The sequence below is a fragment of the Pseudomonas sp. MRSN 12121 genome (assembly GCF_000931465.1).
Lineage (GTDB): Bacteria > Pseudomonadota > Gammaproteobacteria > Pseudomonadales > Pseudomonadaceae > Aquipseudomonas.
Map to the genome: position 1 here is coordinate 749,665 of NZ_CP010892.1, position 18,287 is coordinate 767,951.

Annotated in this window: 16 protein-coding genes; 7 read left to right on the forward strand and 9 right to left on the reverse strand. The window is 65.8% G+C overall.

What is annotated here, in order from left to right; translation table 11 throughout:
* The first annotated feature begins 11 nt into the window (after positions 1–11).
* The 3 genes from TO66_RS03280 (at position 12) to TO66_RS03290 (ending at position 3,313) form a co-directional block, all read left to right on the forward strand.
* Positions 12–623: a DUF4136 domain-containing protein gene (locus tag TO66_RS03280; protein ID WP_044460981.1), complete on the forward strand. Its 612-nt coding sequence runs from the start codon at positions 12–14 to the stop codon at positions 621–623.
* 41 nt (positions 624–664) lie between these two features.
* Entirely contained in the window at positions 665–1,222 is a 558-nt protein-coding gene (locus tag TO66_RS03285) for a DUF4136 domain-containing protein (RefSeq protein ID WP_044460982.1), read from the forward strand.
* A 165-nt stretch (positions 1,223–1,387) separates the two neighbouring features.
* Positions 1,388–3,313, forward strand: coding sequence for a pilus assembly protein TadG-related protein (locus TO66_RS03290; protein ID WP_044460983.1), 1,926 nt, complete (start codon positions 1,388–1,390; stop codon positions 3,311–3,313).
* On the opposite strand, the gene TO66_RS03295 is transcribed toward TO66_RS03290, so the two are convergent.
* Both TO66_RS03295 and TO66_RS03300 read right to left on the reverse strand, forming a co-directional pair.
* Positions 3,298–6,063 (reverse strand): PAS domain-containing sensor histidine kinase, encoded by a 2,766-nt coding sequence (locus TO66_RS03295; protein ID WP_044460984.1) that lies wholly within the window; start codon positions 6,061–6,063, stop codon positions 3,298–3,300. The two genes, TO66_RS03290 and TO66_RS03295, sit on opposite strands and share 16 nt — an antisense overlap.
* Positions 6,060–6,500 carry a TadE/TadG family type IV pilus assembly protein gene (locus TO66_RS03300; protein ID WP_044460985.1) on the reverse strand — a complete coding sequence of 147 codons (441 nt, stop codon included), beginning with the start codon at positions 6,498–6,500 and terminating at the stop codon, positions 6,060–6,062. Before TO66_RS03300 ends, TO66_RS03295 begins: the two co-directional genes overlap by 4 nt.
* A 74-nt stretch (positions 6,501–6,574) precedes the next feature.
* Here TO66_RS03300 and TO66_RS03305 point away from each other — a divergent pair, with 74 nt between their 5' ends.
* Both TO66_RS03305 and TO66_RS03310 read left to right on the forward strand, forming a co-directional pair.
* Positions 6,575–7,045 (forward strand): prepilin peptidase, encoded by a 471-nt coding sequence (locus TO66_RS03305; RefSeq protein WP_044460986.1) that lies wholly within the window; start codon positions 6,575–6,577, stop codon positions 7,043–7,045.
* 109 nt (positions 7,046–7,154) lie between these two features.
* Positions 7,155–7,958 carry a response regulator gene (locus TO66_RS03310; protein ID WP_409077180.1) on the forward strand — a complete coding sequence of 268 codons (804 nt, stop codon included), beginning with the start codon at positions 7,155–7,157 and terminating at the stop codon, positions 7,956–7,958.
* 96 nt (positions 7,959–8,054) lie between these two features.
* On the opposite strand, the gene TO66_RS03315 is transcribed toward TO66_RS03310, so the two are convergent.
* The 5 genes from TO66_RS03315 to cpaB all read right to left on the reverse strand — a co-directional run bounded on the left by TO66_RS03315 (position 8,055) and on the right by cpaB (position 13,363).
* Positions 8,055–8,939 carry a type II secretion system F family protein gene (locus TO66_RS03315; RefSeq protein ID WP_044460987.1) on the reverse strand — a complete coding sequence of 295 codons (885 nt, stop codon included), beginning with the start codon at positions 8,937–8,939 and terminating at the stop codon, positions 8,055–8,057.
* Position 8,940: 1 nt separating this feature from the next.
* Positions 8,941–9,825, reverse strand: coding sequence for a type II secretion system F family protein (locus TO66_RS03320; protein ID WP_044460988.1), 885 nt, complete (start codon positions 9,823–9,825; stop codon positions 8,941–8,943).
* A 13-nt stretch (positions 9,826–9,838) separates the two neighbouring features.
* Positions 9,839–11,110 (reverse strand): CpaF family protein, encoded by a 1,272-nt coding sequence (locus tag TO66_RS03325; RefSeq protein ID WP_044460989.1) that lies wholly within the window; start codon positions 11,108–11,110, stop codon positions 9,839–9,841.
* Positions 11,107–12,300: a pilus assembly protein gene (locus TO66_RS03330; RefSeq protein ID WP_044460990.1), complete on the reverse strand. Its 1,194-nt coding sequence runs from the start codon at positions 12,298–12,300 to the stop codon at positions 11,107–11,109. Before TO66_RS03330 ends, TO66_RS03325 begins: the two co-directional genes overlap by 4 nt.
* A 118-nt stretch (positions 12,301–12,418) precedes the next feature.
* On the reverse strand, positions 12,419–13,363 hold the full coding sequence (cpaB, locus tag TO66_RS03335) for a Flp pilus assembly protein CpaB (protein ID WP_044460991.1): 945 nt from the start codon (positions 13,361–13,363) through the stop codon (positions 12,419–12,421).
* A 326-nt stretch (positions 13,364–13,689) separates the two neighbouring features.
* Between cpaB and TO66_RS03340 the strand changes: the two genes are divergently transcribed.
* The gene (locus tag TO66_RS03340) at positions 13,690–13,896 is read left to right on the forward strand and encodes a Flp family type IVb pilin (RefSeq protein ID WP_044460992.1); all 207 of its coding nucleotides are present in this window, start codon (positions 13,690–13,692) and stop codon (positions 13,894–13,896) included.
* 80 nt (positions 13,897–13,976) lie between these two features.
* Complete coding sequence (locus TO66_RS03345; RefSeq protein ID WP_044460993.1) at positions 13,977–14,390, forward strand: response regulator; 414 nt, start codon at positions 13,977–13,979, stop codon at positions 14,388–14,390.
* A gap of 108 nt (positions 14,391–14,498) precedes the next feature.
* Here the strand turns inward: TO66_RS03345 and TO66_RS03350 are convergent, their stop codons facing one another.
* The gene (locus TO66_RS03350; RefSeq protein ID WP_044460994.1) at positions 14,499–16,166 is read right to left on the reverse strand and encodes a ShlB/FhaC/HecB family hemolysin secretion/activation protein; all 1,668 of its coding nucleotides are present in this window, start codon (positions 16,164–16,166) and stop codon (positions 14,499–14,501) included.
* Between the two features lie 197 nt (positions 16,167–16,363).
* Positions 16,364–18,040: a collagen-like triple helix repeat-containing protein gene (locus TO66_RS03355; RefSeq protein ID WP_044460995.1), complete on the reverse strand. Its 1,677-nt coding sequence runs from the start codon at positions 18,038–18,040 to the stop codon at positions 16,364–16,366.
* Positions 18,041–18,287: the final 247 nt, after the last annotated feature.

Below are 18,287 nucleotides of genomic sequence, written 5' to 3' on the forward strand. Positions count from 1 at the left end.
CGGAGCCTTGAATGAAACCTCGTGCCGGTTTGCTTGTGATGTCCCTGGGGTTGGCGGCCTGCCAGAGCCCCAACCCTTATGTCGCCAGTTCCAATCCGCTGCCGCCTGCGCCCCCGCAAGCGGCCAGCACCTTCGACCGCAGCGCGTATCCGGCGCCGCAGCGCGACTATGGCCGCTATCGCAGTTGGGCCTGGCGCGACGGGCGCCTGCCCAACGGCTCGGCCTGGGCCGATTCGGCGCAAATCGCCGAGGCGGTCAGCAACGCCCTCGACCAGCGCGGCCTGCGCCCGTTGCACGACAACCGCCCGGCGGACCTGTGGGTCAGCGCCGACCTGCACCTGGAAAAACGCCTGCGCCAGGTGCAGGACGACTATGGTTACGGGTACGGAGGATATGGTTACAACCGTTACGGCCCCGGCTACGGCATGTACAACAGCGTGCCGGTGGTGCGCACCTACGAGGTGGACGTGCTGGTCGTGAGGGTCAACCTGTTCGACGGCGGCAATGGCCAGCCGGTGTGGAGCGCCAGCGCGGAAACCTCGAGCCAGGGCAGCCTGAGCGAGCGCTCCGATGCGCTACGCGAAGCGCTGGAGCGGGCCCTGGCGGCGTATCCTCCCAGCTAGCGACATTCCTTCAGGTGCACCTGCTCTTGTGGAGAACCATCATGTTCCGCCCGTTTGCTTCACTGGCCCTGGCCGCGCTGCTCAGCGCCTGCGCCGCCAACCAGGTCAACCATGACTTCGACGCCAGCCGCGACTTCGCGGCCTATCGCAGCTGGAGCTTCAAGGAGCCGGCGCTGCAGTACCGTCCCGACGATCCACGGATCAAGAGCGACCTGACCGAGCAGCGCATCCGCCAGGCGGTCAGCGAGCAACTGGACCAGCGCGGCCTGCGCCCGGCCGCCGCGGGCAGCAAGGCCGACCTCGGCGTCCAGACCTACCTGATCGTCGAGAATCGCCAGCAGCAGGTCACCACCAACTACGGCGGTGGCTGGGGCGGCCCGTGGAATGGCTACTGGGGCGCGCCGATGTACAACGAGACCCGCAACGTCACCTACAAGGTCGCCACCATCCAGATCGACCTGCTCGACGGCAAGGACGGCAAGCTGGTGTGGCGCGGCAGCGACGAGCAGATACTCAGCAGCACGCCCAAGCCCGAGGATCGCAGCGCGGCGATCCGGGAAACCGTCGGCCGGATCCTGGCGAACTACCCGCCCCGGTAAATCGCCACTTGCCGGCTCCGGGCGCAGGCCGCAACAGCCTGTTCCCGCCCGGGGCCTGTTGCCGCCACCGCAGCTGGCGAGTTGCCAGCGCGGTATTCCGCCCTTGACTACACTTCTTTCACCCAATGGAGGTCGCTCGGCGGCGCGCCGGCAAAGGAGTGCCCCATGTTTTCCCGCAGACAGTTTTCCGGACCGCACCGGCAGCGTGGCGCCATCGGCCTGATGGCGGCACTGGCGCTGGGCGTGGCGCTGTTGTGCACGGTGGTGGTGACCGACAGCGGGCGCCTGTACCTGGGGCAGCGCGAGCTGCAGCGGGTGGCCGACAACGCGGCGCTGGAAGCGGTGGCGCGCAGCGGCAACTGCCAGGCGGGGCTCAGCGCGGCGGCGTATGCGCGGCAAAGCGCGGCGCGCAACGGTTTCGTGGTGGCGGCCGACAAGCCCCTGACCGCGACCTGCGGCTCGCTGCTGACCGGTGCCGACAACCTGCGCCTCTTCAGCCCCGACCCCAACCAGGCCAGCGCCATCCAGGTGGTGGTCAGCGAGGCGGTGCCCACCAGCATCGCCGCGGGCATCGCCAGCCTGTTTTCCAGCGCACCCTTCAGCGCCACCACGACCCTGAGTGCCAAGGCCGTGGCGGCACAACCCCGGCCGCCGCTGGCGCAACTGACAATCCGCAGTACTGTGGTCGATGCCAATCTGTTGAACGGAACGCTCAGCGGCCTGGCGGGGAGCTCGGTCAATGTCAGCGCGCTCGGCTGGCAGGGCCTGGTCGATACCGATATCAGCCTGCTCAGTTACCTGAAACAGTTGGCCATCGACCTGAACCTGAGCGCCGGCACCTACAGCCAGTTGCTCGCCACCAACACCGACATCACCCAACTGATCCAGACCGCCATTACCGTGGCCCAGCGGAACGGCGCCACGGCCGAGGTGCTGACGGCGCTGGGCGCCATCAAGGTCGCCGCGATCAACACGGTTCCGGTGAAACTGGGCGACCTGCTGAAGTTGCAGACGGGCACCCCGGACGCCGGGCTGGATGCCAACCTGCAACTGTTGAACCTGATCGAGGCCTTCCTGCAGTTGGCCAGCAGCCAGAGCGCCGCGGCCGTCGAGTTGCCGGTGAGCGTGCTCGGGCTGGCCGGGGTCAGGACCCGGATCAAGATCGTTTCGCCTCCCGAGTTCGCGATTGGCAATCCGCAGCTGGCGGCGGCCGACCCACTGGGCCCCAACCGCATCTACGTGCGCACCGCCCAGGTTCGGGCTTTGCTGACGGTGGACCTGTCGCTGATCAACAGCGTGCTGCAACTGGTGAATACCCTGCTGTCACCGGTGATCGTCACGCTCAATACGGTGCTCAGCGCCAACCTCAGTTGCGTGCTCGGCGGTTCCTGCGTGAAGACCGACCTGATGATCCTGCCGGCGGGCGCCAACCTGGATGTCAGCCTCGAGGTCGGTGCGGGCGACAGCCATGTCACCGCCTACACCTGTGTCAGCGACAGCAACACCAGCCTTTCCGCCAATACCACGACGGCTGCGGTCAAGCTCAAGGTCGGGCAGGTGGACGCGACCAACTGGCTGTCCTCCAGTGCACAGGTCAGCGTCAGCCCGTTGCCGCTGGTGGACATCGGCGCGCGCACCTGCCAGGGGCTGCTGGGCCCTTGCGGGCCGCGGACTGCCTTTGCCGGCGGGGGAAGCGAGATCATGATCGACTCGCCGGTGGCCGGCACCAACGAACCCAATTTCACCTTCGTCAATCCGCCGAAAATGAAGCAGGACCTGACCGAGAACGATTGGCACAGCGTCACGGCTTCCAATGTGGTCAGCAGCCTGCGGGCGTCACTGACCGGGATCAACCTGATCCAGCATCCACCGACTATCGGCAGCCTGCTGGGGGCCGTGCTCAATACCTTGCTGTCGGTGTTGAACCAAGTCGTCGGCCTGTTGGCGACGGCTATCGGCGGTTTGCTCGGCCCGCTGCTGGACCCTTTGCTGAACAATGTGCTGAAGGTGCTGGGGATCGACCTGGCGAAGGTCGAGGTGGGCGCCAACCTCACCTGCGGCCAGACCGGACGGGCCTACCTGGTGATCTGATCGGCCTCGGCCCGTGGCAGTTCGATGCAGAAACAGGCGCCCTCGCCGGTGTTGCTCACGCTCAGGCGTCCGCCCATGTTTTCGACGATGCCGTAGCTCACCGAAAGCCCGAGGCCGGTGCCCACGCCGACCGGCTTGGTGGTGAAGAAGGGCTCGAAGATGCGGCCCAGCAGGCGCGGGTCGATGCCGCCGGCATTGTCTTCGACCCGCAGGCGCACCCACTGCGGATCATGCTCGGTGTATAGGGCAATCCAGGGATGCAGGTCCGGCTGGCGTTCGCGCCGTTCGAGCAGCGCGTCCCGGGCGTTGACCAGCAGGTTGATCAGCACCTGTTCCAGCTGATCGACATGGCCGCGCACCTGGGTTTCGACCTCGCTATGGGCGACGCGCAATTCCACGCCCTTGCCGCGCATGCCATCGGCCAGCAGCGACAGGCAGCCTTCCACCGCCTGGGCCGGGTCGAAGGGTTGCTGTTCGATTTCCGAGCGCCGCCCGAACACCCGCATATGGTCCACCACCCGCGCCGCCCGCTGGATCTGCCCCTCGATGCGCTTGAGCTTTTCCTCCAGGTAATTGCGCTCGACCTCGCCGTTGCCCAGGCGCTTGAGCACGTTGACGATGGCCATGCGGATCACGTTCAGCGGCTGGTTGATTTCATGCGCCAGGCCGGTGGCCATTTCGCCTAGGGTGGCCATCTTCGCGCTTTGCATCAGTTGCAGCTGGGCGCGACGGACTTCGGTGTTGTCGCGGCCGACGGCCTGGATCTCTTGCAGGCGCCCTTGGGGATCGAATACCCCGCGATCGGACCACACCCACCAGGCGTGTTCGCGCCCCGGCAGTTGCAGGCAGATTTGCGCGGTGCTGACTGGAAACTCCGGGGTCAACTGCGCGATGCGTTGCAGGAACGCGTCGTGCTGCTCGGCGGACAGCCAATCGCCAAGATTGCTGCCGGGCAACTGCTCGGGCTGGCATTCCAGGTAGGTCGCCAGGGGGCGGTTGCCGAAGGTCAGGGTCAGGTCGGGCAGGTAGCGGCAGATCATTGCGGGAGAGTCTTCCACCAGGATCCGGTAGCGTTCCTCGCTCTGGCGGATCTGCTCGCTGGCCTGGGTGGCCTCGGTGACATCCAGCCACAGGCCGACGGCTTCCACCGGCATGCCCAGGTCATCGCGCAGCAACCTGGCTTCATCGAGCACCCAGTGATACTCGCCCCGGCTGTCACGCAGGCGATAGCGGCTGCGTACCGCGCCTTCGCGCAGCAATTGCCGGGTGCGTTCGAAGTAGCGCTCGCGATCGTCGGCATGCACCCGCTCGGCCAGGGCGCTGGCGTTGCAGTCGCTCAGGCTCCAGCCCAGCAGCGGCTGCAGGCTGTCGCTGAAGAAGGTCGGTTGCAGCGCGCCCTCGACATACTGCTGGACATAGATCACCGCCGGCGAATGGGCGATCAGGTTGTCCAGCCGGGCATGGGCTGCGGCGGCCTGCTGCTCCTGGTTCTTGATATCGCTGATGTCCAGCATGAAGCCCACCAGGCGCTGGTTCTGGCCGATGCCCAGGGCTTGCCCCTGCAAGCGGTACCAGAGGGGCGGCTGGTGCGGATCGGTGCGTTGCAGGCGTACGCAGAGCAGCAGCGGCTTGCCCTCTTGCAGCTCCTGCAGGCGGCTGCGCAATTCTTCGCGGTCGGCGGGGTGGATCAGGTCCAGCCAGGCCGACAGCGGCACGCGTCGGGTCTGCGGCTCCAGCAGCAGGTTGAGGGCGAGCTGCGGCGCCAGCTGGATTTCCTCGTCCTGGGCAAACAGTTCCCACCAGCCGGTGCCGAGCAGGCCCTGCAAGGCTTCCAGGCGCTCCAGCTGGTTATGGTGCTGCTGTTCGCGCAAACGGGCGAGCAAGGGGCCGGCCAGGGCGGCGCCCAGGTGCAGCCAGTCGCGCTCGCCCATCTGCGGGGCCAGCTGGCGTACCGGGTAGCAACCGCAGAGCAGCCAGGCGGCGACGCCGTGGTCGTCGCGAAAGGGCACCACAAAGCCCTCGCGGTTGCCGAACAGCGTTTGCAGGCGTGGGGTCTCGCTCAAGCCCTGGGTGAAGGTCAGCGACTGCGGCGCGTTGCCGTGCAGGCTGTCCAGCACCGTGCCCAGGGCTTGCCCCTTGTGCCACAGCTGGGGCGCGTCATGGCCCTGGTACAGGCCGTGGATGTGCCAGCCCTGTTCCTGGTCGTCGAGCAGTGCCAGGGCGAGGCAGGGGATATGCCAGTGCAGGGCCAGGCCATGCAGTTGCTCGTGCAGCACCTCGGGCAGGCGCGAGAGGCTGCACAGGCGCAATTGCTCGCTCATCTGGGCGGCGAACTGCTGGCTGTCCTGGCGCTGTTGCGCCTGCTGGCGCTCCAGCAACAGGTCGCCGATGTCCAGCAGGTGCAGCAGCCAGCCCTGGGGCGCCGGTTGCACCCAGCCGCGCAGGTGCAGGGTCTGGCCGCCGCTGCCGCGCCAGTCCAGGTCCAGCGTCTGGCCCTGCCAGTCTTGCGGAGAACCCTCGACGCTCCGTGCGCTATGCGCCAGCAGATAATCCGCCAAGGCCGCCGGGTGCTCGCCGGACGCTGGCTGGGCCAGGGCATAGCGCAACGGGCCGGTCAGTTGCAGGACCCGGGCCTGGTGGTCCAGGTGTACCAGCAGGCCCACCCCGGGCGTCGGCAGGGGCGGTGCGGGGGGAGGCTGGAGCGTTGCACTGCCGCGAAAACGCCCGAACAGCCTGTCGCCCGAATTCAAAATTGCAGGCTCGACTGGGCGCTGAGGTTCTGCGGCAGGGCGGGCACGCTACCCACGCCGGGCAGTACCAGGAACGGCATGACCTGCCTCAGTTTGTCGGTGGAGTAGCTGATCTGCACCGTCAGCAGGCCGCCCGTGTAAGTCACCACCGCATCGGTATCGGCGTTGAAGTTGAAGGCCGAGGGGATCCAGGTCAGTTGCTGGCGCAGGGTGTTCCTGGCCAGTGTCGTCAGGGCCGTGCCGTAGCCCGGCGTCGCGGGGTCCAGGGCGACGCTGCGCCGCACGGCCTCGGCGGTGGCCTGGTTGAAGGACTGCATCATCAGCAGCGGCAGGGTATAGCTGACCAGGCCATAAAAAACGGCGAAAAAGACCACGAATACCGCAGCGAACTCGATCGCCACGGCACCTTTTTGCGTTCTGCGCAGGCTCGCTTTCATCCGTGTGTCTACCCTGACAATCACTACGTGCTTTGAGCATAGAATCATTCGCCGCAAAGGAAGGGTTTTTACCTATGGATGCTGCGCTCGTCTTCGGCTGGCTGACCCTGTGCGCGGCGCAGGATATCCATCAGCGCCGCATCGCCAACCTGCTGACCCTGGGTGTGGCGGCGCTGGCCCTGGCCTACCTGCTGGCGACGGGCAGCACCTGGTGGGGAGGCCGGGCTGCCCAGGGAGGCTGGGCACTGCTGCTGGCCCTGGCCTTCACCGTGCCCGGCTACGCCCTGGGCCGCATGGGCGCCGGCGACGTGAAGCTGATGGCCGCGCTGGGCCTGCTCACGGACCCGCTGCATGTGTTGGGGACGTTCATCGGCGCCGGGGCCACCAGCCTGCTCTGGTTCCTGGTCATGTCCAGGGGCTGGGCCTATCTCGGGCCAGGGCTCAGGACCCAGTTGCGCTACCTCGATCCGCAGCAGTCGGGACACTACGCTTTTGCGCCTTTCGCCTTGCTGGGCATGGCCCTGACGGTCCTCTGGATCCACTAGTCGCGAGGTGCCAGCACTTCTATGTACATAGTCGGAAAGTAGTCTACGTTTAATTTGAGCCTGCCTGCGTGCCGCCGGGCAAGGCATGGCGGTCTTGGGCATTCCGGGCATGGAGTTGGATGTGGACAGGGTGATCTCTCAGATGAAAGTACTTGTGGTCGACGACCAGCCGTTGATCGTTGAAGAGCTCTGTGAATTTCTTGAAAACAGTGGTTACCGGTGCGTTCCCTGCGAATCCAGCCGAGAAGCCATCGAGCGTTTCACTGAAGACACCGAGATCAGCCTGGTGCTGTGCGACCTGCACATGCCGGACATGGACGGCATCCAGCTGGTCCAGGAGCTGCAACGGATCGCCGGCAAGCTGCGCGTGTTCGAAGCCATCATGCTCACCGGGCGCGCCGACAAGCAGGACGTGATCAAGGCCCTGCGCGCGGGCATCGCCGACTACTACCAGAAACCGATCGAGCTCGACGAGTTGCTCGAAGGCCTGCGCCGCCAGGAAGTGGCGTTGCAGGAGCGGCAGAAGAACCTGCACCTGGGGCATCTGAACCAGAAGCTGCAGTTCCTCTCCGAATCCATCGACGACCTGTACCAGGACCTGGACAAGGTCCGTCGCCATCCGCAGCGCACCCAGGCCGCCGAGCCTGCCGGTGAACAGGGCGGCGAAACCGATCAGCTGGAAATCCCGGCGATCTTCAGCAGCCTCTCGCCACGCCAGCTGGACGTCGCCCGGCTGGTGGGCAAGGGTCAGACCAACTACCAGATCGCCTGTGAGCTGGGCATTACCGAGAACACGGTCAAGCTCTACGTCTCGCAGGTGCTGCGCCTGACCCATATGCACAACCGCACGCAACTGGCGCTGGCCCTGTCGCCGAGCAACTCCGGGCTGCGCCAGCGCGTGACCGCGCACTAGCCTGCCGACCCTCCCGCCTTCCATGGAAGGCGGGCCTTTCCCCGGCCCGATGCGGCCTTGTTTGTGGTTGCCCGATTGTTTCGGCGCGGGTGTTCGTCAGTACGCGAAGGCCCGGGCGATGGCGGTGAATCCTGGCCCGGCGAGGACGATCAGCAGGGCGGGGAAGAGAAACAGCATCATCACCACCGACATCTTGGCCGACATCTTCGAAATGTATTCCTGCTGGCGCGTCAGGCGCCGGTCGTCGAGCAGTTGCTTGAGGGTCAGCAGCGATTTCATCGCCCCGCCACCTTGCTGCAGCAGTTGCTGCAGGATGACGCAGGTATCGGTGAACTCATCGACCGCCAGCACTGCGGCGGCCTTGTGCAGTTCCTGGCCGAGTTCCAGGCCCGAGTCGACCCGGGCCAGGACCAGGCGCAATTCATGGGTCAGTTCCGGCAGCAACTGCCGTGCCTCGCTGGCCAGCACCCGCAGCGTCTGTTCCACGGCCATGCCGGACTCGAACAGGATGCGCAGCAGGGGAATGAAGGTGGAGATCTCCCGGGCGATGCTCTGTTGCCGGCGTTGTGCCGCGAACGCCAGCAAGCGCTTGGGCAACAGGTAACCCATGCCGATCCCCAGGACCGGCAGCAGCCATTTGTTCGTGGCGTCGGCGAACAACAGCTCCTGAAGGAACAGCAGCACGAAGGCCACCACGATCGGCATGCCGATCTGGCTGGCGGCATACAGCGAGCGCTGGCTGGCGCGGCGCCAGCCCAGGCGATTGAGCAGGGCCTGGGTTTCGCTGTCCATGGTCACCGAACGCTGGCCGAACCTGCTGTCGCCGAGGATCCGCAGCCAGCTGCTCAGGCGGTTTTCCCGCACCATGTGGCCCTGCAGGCGCTGGGCTACCTGGCGCTCCCGTCGCCGCCGCTCCAGCAGGCTGCTGGCGATCAGCAGAAAGGCGCCGAGAAACAACATCGCACTGGCCAGGAATGCCATCTCAGATACTCCGCAGCATGCGCCACAGCGCGAGGCAACCGCAGACCTGCAGCACCAGGGCGGCGATCAGCATGTGTTGTCCGGCCGGGTCGTGCCACATGCCGAGCATGTAGCCGGGGTTGGTCAGCATGAAGTAACTCACCAGCAGCACCGGCAAGGCCCCTAGCACCCAGGCGGTCATGCGGGTTTCGCCGGTCATGGCGCTGAGCTGGCGGGCTCCCTGCTCGCGTTCGCGGATCAGCTTGATCAGGTTTTCCAGCAGTTCGCTGGCATTGCCGCCGTAGCGATGGTTGACCTTCAGGCCCAGGGCGAACATGCGCAGTTCGTCCTCTTCGTACAGCTCGGCGAAATCGTGGATCGCCTCGGGCAGGTTCACGCCCAGGCTGACATTGCGCTGGACCCGGCCCATGGCGTTCTTCAGCGGCGGGCTGCTGGCCTCGATGCCCCCCAGGACCGCGTCGGCCAGGGTGCGCCCGGACTTCAGGCTGCGCACGGTGTGATCCAGCAGCGGCGGCAGTTGCGCGATCATGCGCTTGAGCCGCCGCTGGTACAGCCAGGCCACATACAGGCGCAGCAACAACGGCGGCAACAGCAGCAGGACCACGGCGCCGATCCAGCCGGCGAGGGCATAGCCAAGCAGGATCGACAGCACCCACAGGCACAGCCACAAGCCGATGCGCTCGGTCGGCCGGCCCAGCCCGGCGCGCAGGAACATGCGCTCCAGCGCCAGCCAGGAACTCTTGCGCGGCGCCGGCTCCGGCTGCCCCTGGGAGAGGCGGTTGAGGATCCTTTCGGTGTCGGTCTTGCGCAGGCCGTTGAAAAACAGCCAGCCCGACAGGCCCAGCAGGATCAGGCAGACCAGCGCCAGCAGCAGGGGAGCGATCATCGCGGGCTCCGTTTCAGTCAAGTATCAGGCCGGTGTCGCGGCGCAGCTTGTCGCCAGCGGGGTTGACCGCCTCGCGCAAGAAGCCGAAACCGCTATGCCGGTCGAGCCGGAACAGGGTGTTGGTGACGTAGATGTCTTCGCGCACACCCACCACCTCCACCACCTCGCTGACGCAGCGCCGGCCGTCGGGCAGGCGAGTCAGTTGAATCACCACGTCCAGCGCGGCGCAGATCATCTGCCGCAGGGTGCGCTCGGCCACCTGGCGTCCGGTCAGGCCGACCAGGGTTTCCAGGCGCAGCAGGGCGTCCTGGGCATTGTTGGCGTGCACGGTGCTCATCGAACCGTCGTGGCCGGTATTCATCGCGGTCAGCACATCGAGTACTTCGACGCCGCGGATCTCGCCGAGGATGATCCGGTCCGGGCGCATCCGCAGGGCGTTGCGGATCAGGTCGCTGGCCTTGACCTCGCCATGCCCCTCGGCGTTCGGCGGCCGGGTTTCCAGGCGCACCACATGGGGATGGCCCAGTTGCAGCTCGGCCACGTCCTCGATGGTCACCAGGCGCTCATGGGGGTTGATCAGCTGGCTGAGAATGTTCAGCAGGGTGGTCTTGCCGGTGCCGGTGCCGCCGCTGATCAGGATGTTGCAGCGCTTGCCCACCGCTTCCTGGACGAAGTCGAAGATGGCCTGGTCGATGGTCTGCATGGCCATCAGGTCGCTGCTCCTGAGCATGTCCTTGCGGAACTTGCGGATCGACAGGCAAGGGCCATCCAGGGCCACCGGCGGGATGATCGCGTTGACCCGGCTGCCGTCGGGCATGCGCGCATCGACCATCGGCGAAGACTCGTCCAGGCGCCGGCCCAGGGGTGCGAGGATGCGTTGCATGACCCGCTCCACATGGTGGGCGTCGATGAACCGCAGGTCGCTCTGGTGCAGTACGCCGTCGCGCTCGATGAACACCCGGTGCGGGCCGTTGACCAGGATCTCGGTCACCGCCGGATCGCGCAGCAGGACTTCCAGCGGCCCGAAGCCGGTGAGTTCGTCCACCAGTTCCTCGGCCAGGCGCTCCATCTCATAGCGGGAAATCGCCAGGTGCATGCGCGCGATGTACTCGGCCACCTTGTTGGTGACGAATTGCGACAGGTTCTGGCGCGACCCTTCCAGCAGGTTTTTTCCGGACTCCTCGATGGCGTCGATGATGTAGCGATGCATCACCAGCTTGAGGCCTTCGTGGTCGGTGTTGCCATGATTGCGCAGCGGCGCGCCGAACAGCTTTTCTCCGCTCATCGTCCGCCTCGCAACCGTTCCAGCCAGCCCAGCCGGTGCCCGGCCTGGTCTTTCTCCGAGCGCTTGGCCAGGCGCTCGCCCAGGGTCTTGAGGCCTTGTGTCAGCTGTTCGCGCGGCGCCATTTCAAACAGCGTCACGCCCTGGTTCTTGGCATTCATGCGTACCTCGGGGCTGTTGGCCAGGGTCGCGATGACTTCCAGGCCGAAGGTCTTGCCCAGGGTGTCGGCGTCCGGCGTGACCCCACGCAGGTAGTGGTCCACCAGCAGGTGCGCGTGCTCCAGCTTCATGCCGCGGTCGCGCCACAGGTTCAGCACCGCCAGGTTGCGCCGGCAGTCGAGTACGTTCTGGTCGACGCACCAGATCAGCTTGTCGCAATGGCTGACGAAGGTGCGCAGCGCCTCGCTGTCGGGTTGCCCGACCAGGTTCACCACAATGTGCTGGAAGTGTTGGCGCAGGGCGCTGAGGAGCATGTACAGCTCGGCGGCGCTGGTACGTTCCAGGGGCTCGTCGTTTTCGGCATAGGCGAGGATGCGCAGGCCGGCGTCGGCGCTGGTGAAGGCGCTGTCGATCAGGGTCGCGTCCAGGCGGCGCAGGTGCCGCAGGGCATCGCCGAAATGGAAGGAGCTTTCCAGGCCCAGCAACGCCAGGCTGTCGCCACGGGGCAGGCCGAGATCGAGCAACAGGGTCTGCTGCCCGAGCTTTTGCACCACCAGTGCCAGGTGATTGGCGATCAGCGCGCCGTCGACGCTGGCCTGGGCGCCATAGAGCACGGTAAGGCCGCCGCCCTGGGTGCTGGGCGTGACCGAGGGCAGGCGTTTGCTCAAGCGCCGCACCAGCCCGCTCACTTCGCTGGGGCGCGAGCCATAGGCGACGAAATCCCGGGCGCCGGCGCGCATGGCGTTGAGCACCAGCTGGTTGTCCATGCCGTCGCCGAGGGCGACGATGGCCAGCATCGGCTTGGCCTCCAGCGCACCTTCGATCAGCGCGCTCTGGGCCACTACATGCTCGCGATCGAGGCCGACGAACACCAGGCTGGCGAAGGTCACGTCGATCAGGGCCAGCAGTTCGTCGAGGCTACCGTTGCCGGCACTGACGACCTGCCCCAGGGGGGCCAGCGCGCTCTGCAACCACTCAAGGTCGGTGGTGTTGCGCGTGATGGCGAGAAAGGTCTGGCTCAGGTTTTGGCTCATTGCGATAACCCGCTGCGTTGAGCGAAGTCAGCGCCTTCCGGGAGCAGCGGCGTGGCCGGGGTCGGGGAAGGGCTGGAGGGCATGGAACGGCTGCGCATGGAAAGGCATCCTTGCTCGATCAGGGGGCACGTTGGGAGACCTGGTTGCCGCGGATGACCTCCACGGCCGGCCGCGATTCGCCTGCCGGACTGGACGGCGAAGGGCCTTTGGCGGCCCCGCCCAGTGCCAGCTGGGTGAACTGGAAGAGGTTGCTGTTGCTGGCCTTGAGGTGCGCGGCGGCTGCCGGTTCGCCGGCCCAGTAGCGGGCCAGCCGCTGTTCTTCGCTGCTGCGCACGGCCAGGCGCAACGTGCCGACCTGGGTGGCGAGCATCAGCCGGCTTAGCAGCGCTTCCGGTACGGCCAGCACCACGGTGCGGGCGGCGAGCCGACGCTGGTCCTGCTTGAGCTTGTCATCGGCGCTCGGGGCCGCGGAGGCCGGCGCGCCATCATTGGTGAGTCCCAGCTGTTCGCCGACGGCCAGCACACGAATGGCGGGCACGGCGACCTGGGCCGATTGCTGCAGGTTGTTGCTGTCCTGACGCAGGAACAGCAGGACGTCGACGTAGTCCCCGGGCACCAGCTGGCCCGCGGCGCCTATCACTTCATCCACCGCGACGGCCAGCGCACGTTCGTCCGGATGGATCATGCGTGCCAGGGAGCCCCCGGCAGTGAAGCTTTCGTCGTTGAGCCAGGTCCCGGCGCGCAACGGCCGCCAGGCGGTACGGCCAATCGCCTGGTCCAGGCTGGTGAGGCTGCCGGCGGGAGCGACCTGGAGTTTTTCCAGGTGCAGGTCGGCGGCGGTCAGGGCCACGAAGGGCGGTACGTCGCGGCTGAGCACCACGACAGGTTGGCGGGTCTGGTCTTCGGCGCCGGCGAGGGTCTTTTCCACGACTGTCGCGGCCGGCTGGGCGACGGCAGGAGGCGAGGGCTCCGGCTGACGGCTGAGCACCAGCCCCCAGTAGCCGAAAAAAAGCGCCCCGATCAAGAGCAGCCCGGCGAGGGCCATGGTAATGCGACTGTTCATGACGGCATTCCTTTCCGTTGCACCTCAGCCCAGGCTTTCAAATGAGTGGAACCGGCAATCAGGCAGCTATGAACATTCAACTATTTCGCTATTTGAAAGTAGTAGAGCTAGGACGAAATGCCATCACCGAAAAGAAATATCCCCTGCAAACAGGCAGAAGTGGCCATGGCGTCGATTTTTCGGCGTCAATTCTTCAATTAATACTTAGTGATTAGTTGGTTCTTACAGTTGTTGCTCCGAACTTTGTTGACAATGCTCTGGTGGCACAGAGCAACGCTGTTGCAGCGCCTTTACATCTGTGCCCCAGCGTTCCAAGGAGAAGTCTGATGATCCTTCAATATCTCTTGCTCAGAGCCCGTCTCTTCTTCAATCGCACCGAGGGTGCTTCCGCAATCGAATACGCGATCGTGGTGGCGATGGTCGCCGTCGTGGTCGTGGCTTTCGTGAGCCCGATGGGAGACCGGGTACTGGCGATTTTCAACAACGTTCTGACCTCCCTGGGTGGCGAAACCGTCGTTCGCCCAGCGCCCTGATGGACTGACACGAGGCTGGTTTGCCGTTTTGAGTGGCGCGCTATGTTCGGCTCGATAACCGATCCTCAAGGTATCTCCCCATGAGCTCCCCTCCAGCCCCCCGCCAGCAGCTTCTTCTTGTGGACGATGAGGAGGACGCCCTGCTTGAACTGGCGGAGTGGCTGGAGAGCGAAGGCTTCTGCTGCTTCACCGCGACCTCGGTCAAGCTGGCCCTGCAACACCTCACCCGTCACCCGGATATCGCGCTGGTCATCACCGACCTGCGCATGCCGGAGGAGAGTGGCCTGTCGCTGATCAAGCGGCTGCGCGAACACACCTCCCGCCAGCATCTGCCGGTGATCGTCACCTCGGGCCATGCCGACATGGACGACGTCAGCGACCTGCTGCGCCTGCAGGTACTGGACCTGTTTCGCAAGCCCATCTATCACGTACGCCTGCTGGAAACCCTCAACAACCTGTTCCCGCAGCCGCGCCTGCATCTGATCAATCCCTGAACCTTTACGCTCTTCTCTGCCGACACCTTCATCCCCAAGGTGCGCTATGACTTCTGACGCTCGCTCCCCCGACGACCCGCCTGCGAGCGGGTCGTTTTTTGCGGCGGCCTACAGCTGGTAGCTGAAGCTCAGGGTGTAGCGCGGGCGTCGGTTGTGGGTGTCCAGCGCCTCGTCGGACATGGCCTTGGCCGCTTCGAGGGAGATGTTGTAGTACTTGGCGTCGCCAAAGCGCAGGCCGACGGCCGCCGATGACAGGTCGTTGTCCTGGACCGGCAGCTCGTTGAACCAGCTGCGCGAACGGTCCAGCACCACATATGGCTGGAGGGTCCGCAGCCAGCGGCTCTCGCGATTGAAGCTGTAGTTCACCTCGTAGGCCACGCCCCAACCCTTGTCGCCGGATGCCTGGTCGTCGGGGTAGCCGCGGCCGAAGTTCTGCCCGCCGAATACCGCGCGCTCGCTGTCGGGCAGGGTGTCGCGGGTCCAGTACAGGGCCGCCGACAGCACCCCTTGCCAGTTATCGAAGAACTTGTTGCTCTGCACGCCGGACAGGCGTGTGCGGAAGAAGTCCAGGTCATACAGGCTGTTGTTGGTCTTTGCGCCCATGGCGTCCAGCCCCTGGTACACCCCGGCGCTGAGAATCCGCAGTTGGCGGGCGTCGGCCTTGCGCCATTCGCCTTCGAAGGCCAGGGCGCGGATATCGGTTTTCTCTTCGACGCTGAGCGGGTAGCCCTGGACCTGGTAGCGGGTCTTGTCGTTGACCGCGTACAGGCGCGCGCCCAGGTTCAGGATCTCGTTCGGAGAGGCGATCACCGGGTGGCTCAAACCGATGGAGAAGCGGTCGTTCTCCCGGTGCGGCTTGAGTTCCAGGCCGTTGTCGAGGCGCACGTTGGTCCCCGGGTCGGCGCGATAGCGCGTGCCGTACAGGCTCAGTTGCGTGCCCTCGGCATTGAGGAACTGGCTGTAGTCCAGGCGGTAGTAGTGCTCGTGGTCGTCGCCCGGCGGGAACAGGCCGCTGATGCTCACCTGCTCGCCCATGGCGGTTTGCGAGTTGCTGCTCAGGCCCAGCAAGGCCTGCATGCCGTTGCGATTGTCGTCGGTGGTGTTGAGGCTGCTGGTGAAGGGTTTGCGGCTGGCCTGGGCGATCAGGTAGGCGGCGCCGTCGGTGGTGCCCGGTGGCGGGACCTGGGCTTGCAGGGTGACGCCGGGGAGGCGGCTCATCAGCGTGGTGTAGCGCTCGAAGGTCTTGCGCGTCAGTGGCCGTTCGGCCTTGAGCTTTTCCACCAGCTTGCCGATGTAGGCCGACACCGGGCCGATATCGCCCTGCAATTGGTAGTCCTTGATGTAGCCCTCCACCAGGACCACGCGCACCTTACCCTGCTCGAAGTTCTGCTTGGGCAGGAAGGCGTAGGAGAGCAGGTAGCCGTCCTGCTGGTAGCGGCGGGTGATTTCCCGGGTGGCCTCGATCAGTTGCGCGATGGTGCTCTCATGGCCGATTAGCGGTTGGTAGATCGCTGCCAGCTCGTTGAGCGGATAGATGGTCCCGCCTGCGATCTGCACGGTGCTGACGTTGACCTTGGTCGTCATCGTCAGGGGCTGGGCCTGAGGCGCCGGCACCGCCAGTTTGGGCGCGGGCGTCGTGGGGCGATAGGCGTCGGCCGGCAGGTTGGGCACGGGCAGGTTGCGGATGGTTTCGTTGCTATTGAGAAAACTGGGAAGGTTGTCGGCGTGGACGTAGGAGCACAGGGACACGAACAGCAAGGGAGCCAAAGCGCGCATAGGACACTCCATGGTCAGATCGCAGCAACGCAGGAGAGACTTCAGTAGCGGCGCTTGTCAGGGTCTGGGCCTTGATCAAGGACTGCCAGCGTCATGCTCCAGGCAAGAAAAAGACGAGAGACCCAAGCGAATCTCTCGTCTCCAACCAAGCGTAGGCGCTGTAGGTAGGGCCGTCGAATCGGCCAGGTGCAAAACGCTTATTGGCTGCCGCCCAGGGTGCCGGTCAGTCCGCCGAGGACGCCACCCAGGCCGCCGGTGGTGGTAGTGCCGGTGCCGCTGCCGGTGGTGGTGCCGCCGGTGACCAGGCCGCCGACCGAGCCGACAGTGGCGCCGACGGTGTTGACGGTCTGGCCGACGGTGGCGATCACCGGGTTGGGTGCGGCGGTGGTGATGCTGGTGCCTACGCCGCTGACGGCGCCGCCCACCTGGGTCAGCAGCCCGGCGGTAGGGGTTCCCACGCCGGTGGCGGTGCCGGTCTGTTGAGTGAGGCCGGTGACGGTCGTGGTGACCGGGTTCAGGGCTGCGCCGACGGTGGCGCCGACCCCGGCCAGCGGAGCGGTGGTCGTGGTGTTGGCGACACCGGTGCCGCCCAGGGCGCCGCCTACCGAGGCCACTACGTTACCTGTCGATGTACCGCTGGTGCCGACCACACTACCCAGTGTGCTGGTATTGCCGGCATCCAGGCCGCTGCTCAGGTTGACAACCGCCCCGCCCACGGTTTCCAGCAGACCAGTGTTGGTGCCGGTACCGCTGGTAGTGGCCAGGCCGCCTGCCGTGCTGGTGGTGGTCGCGACGTTGTTCAGGGCTCCGCCGAGGGTTGTCGTTACCGGGTTGCCGCCACCGGTCGCGGTGATGTTGTTGCCGAGGGTGTCGACCACGCTGCCGACGCGGTTGACCAGGCCATCGACCGGGCCGCCCAGGCCGGTGGTCGTGCCCACTTGGCCAGTCAGGCCTTCCGCCAGGGTCACCACTGGCACCAGCAGGCCGTTGCCCACGCCGTCGGTTGCAGCGCCGAGCGGGCCGCTGCTGGTGACAGTGCTCAGGGTGTCGCCCAGCATGCTGACCCGGCTGCCGACGCCGTCGAGCACGGGGGCCACGCGGGTTACCACGCCGCCCACCAGGGGCACGCTGGTGGTGGCGGTGGCCAGCTTGCCGCTGATATCCGAGACGCCGTCACCGACATCCGTGACCACATTGCCGACCGTGGCCGTGGTCCTGCTCAGGGCTTGCGGGTTGCTGCCCAGCTGGCCGAGGCCGTCGGTCAGGCCGTCGCCCACGGTGCTGACGACGTTGCCTGTGGTGTTCACCGCGCTTTGCAGTACGCCACCCACGACCGGCAGCGGCTCCACGGCGTCGCCGATGGTGCTGACACCGTCACCGACACCGGTGATGGTAGTGCCGAGATCGGAGATTACGGTGGAAGTCACCAGCGGATTGGTAGGGTTCGTGGGGCCGGTCGGGTCCGTGCCGCCGCCGGTGCCACCGGTGCCGCCCGTTCCGCCGCCAGTGCCACCGCCAGTGCCGCCAGTGCCACCGCCGGTACCGCCTGTTCCGCCCGTGCCCGCGGTGCCGCCACCGGTACCACCTGTTCCGCCCGTGCCCGCGGTGCCGCCGCCAGTACCGCCCGTTCCACCGCCAGTGCCACCGCCGGTTCCATCAGTACCGCCACCCGTGCCGGCGGTGCCTCCGCCGCTGCCACTGCCGTCGCCGGAACCGGAACCACCGCTGGCGCCGCCATCGGCGCCCGCGGCGCTGTCAGTCGAACTGCCGGAGCTGCTCTTGTGGCCGCCACCGCCGCTGCTGCAGCCGGTGAGGCTGAGCGCCAGGATCAGGGCCAGTGCTGTGCTTGTTTTCAACCAGATTTGAGTTTTCATGAGAAAGATTCCTTGCACCTGTTACAACGTTTTGTTGTTTTCGATAACTCCCCAGTTCTGTCGCTGGGGATGTTTCGTCCGTTGTGTCCATAAAAGGCCCAGGTACTCTTTTCCACCATTCTCAACTTGGTATTAACAATATATATATCGGCTGTTTTTTCTCCTGCGCAGGGACTAATACCAAAGGTGTGAGCAAGCCATTGTTGATTTGAAATTCAATGTGAATCAGTGGCTTGGGTTTTCTCTT

Coding starts and splice junctions, on each gene's coding strand:
- TO66_RS03280 (WP_044460981.1), top strand. CDS start 12: ATGAAACCTCGTGCCGGTTTGCTTGTGATGTCCCTGGGGTTGGCGGCC.
- TO66_RS03285 (WP_044460982.1), top strand. CDS start 665: ATGTTCCGCCCGTTTGCTTCACTGGCCCTGGCCGCGCTGCTCAGCGCC.
- TO66_RS03290 (WP_044460983.1), top strand. CDS start 1,388: ATGTTTTCCCGCAGACAGTTTTCCGGACCGCACCGGCAGCGTGGCGCC.
- TO66_RS03300 (WP_044460985.1), bottom strand. CDS start 6,500: ATGAAAGCGAGCCTGCGCAGAACGCAAAAAGGTGCCGTGGCGATCGAG.
- TO66_RS03305 (WP_044460986.1), top strand. CDS start 6,575: ATGGATGCTGCGCTCGTCTTCGGCTGGCTGACCCTGTGCGCGGCGCAG.
- TO66_RS03310 (WP_409077180.1), top strand. CDS start 7,155: ATGGAGTTGGATGTGGACAGGGTGATCTCTCAGATGAAAGTACTTGTG.
- TO66_RS03315 (WP_044460987.1), bottom strand. CDS start 8,939: ATGGCATTCCTGGCCAGTGCGATGTTGTTTCTCGGCGCCTTTCTGCTG.
- TO66_RS03320 (WP_044460988.1), bottom strand. CDS start 9,825: ATGATCGCTCCCCTGCTGCTGGCGCTGGTCTGCCTGATCCTGCTGGGC.
- TO66_RS03325 (WP_044460989.1), bottom strand. CDS start 11,110: ATGAGCGGAGAAAAGCTGTTCGGCGCGCCGCTGCGCAATCATGGCAAC.
- TO66_RS03330 (WP_044460990.1), bottom strand. CDS start 12,300: ATGAGCCAAAACCTGAGCCAGACCTTTCTCGCCATCACGCGCAACACC.
- cpaB (WP_044460991.1), bottom strand. CDS start 13,363: ATGAACAGTCGCATTACCATGGCCCTCGCCGGGCTGCTCTTGATCGGG.
- TO66_RS03340 (WP_044460992.1), top strand. CDS start 13,690: ATGATCCTTCAATATCTCTTGCTCAGAGCCCGTCTCTTCTTCAATCGC.
- TO66_RS03345 (WP_044460993.1), top strand. CDS start 13,977: ATGAGCTCCCCTCCAGCCCCCCGCCAGCAGCTTCTTCTTGTGGACGAT.
- TO66_RS03350 (WP_044460994.1), bottom strand. CDS start 16,166: ATGCGCGCTTTGGCTCCCTTGCTGTTCGTGTCCCTGTGCTCCTACGTC.
- TO66_RS03355 (WP_044460995.1), bottom strand. CDS start 18,040: ATGAAAACTCAAATCTGGTTGAAAACAAGCACAGCACTGGCCCTGATC.